Here is a 687-nt window from a genome sequence, read left to right on the forward strand (position 1 = left end):
AACCAACTGAGCTATAGGCCCTATATAGGCTGAATTTGTTATATTTCAACTAGTTCAGGCGCATTGAATACTAGCCAAGATTAGATCAAAAAACAAGTACTTTTCTTGCTGCTTGCACACTTAGCCAGCAATCATTTTTTATCTTTAATAACTGTTCTGTTTAGGATTTAAGACTTCAGTCTAAGTTGAGCTAGCAAAAGCCTCATATGACATCTATATTTTCTATTTAAAATAAAGAGAGCTGTGCTAATTATTCGAATATCAAATTAATAAATTGATCGCTTTTACGTCTCAATACAATCATAACCAATAAAAATACCAACTATTATGTATAGAAATACAATCCCTGAAGATATTCTTTAAAAAGTTATAAAGACTAAAATTCCGATTCCAATTTCTCGTCTTTACGTAAATCCATATAAATTTCGATTAAAGACCATACAATAACCAGTGCTAAAAGAAGCATTGAGAACATGAAAGCTGTAATATACGTCATAGGTTTCAATATCAGAGAGAAAAAGACCAGAAAATAGAAAAGATACAATTTCTTCTTTTCTTCGACAAAAGTCTAATAACTAAAATTTGTGCTGGATAGTCATTTTTTCATCATTTTAAGACTTATTTTATATAAGATGATATATGCTAATGATTATTAAGTATTTATTTATATCTTTCAGGTCTTAAAAA

The organism is Acinetobacter sp. UBA3025, assembly GCF_002367915.1.
Taxonomy (GTDB): domain Bacteria; phylum Pseudomonadota; class Gammaproteobacteria; order Pseudomonadales; family Moraxellaceae; genus Acinetobacter.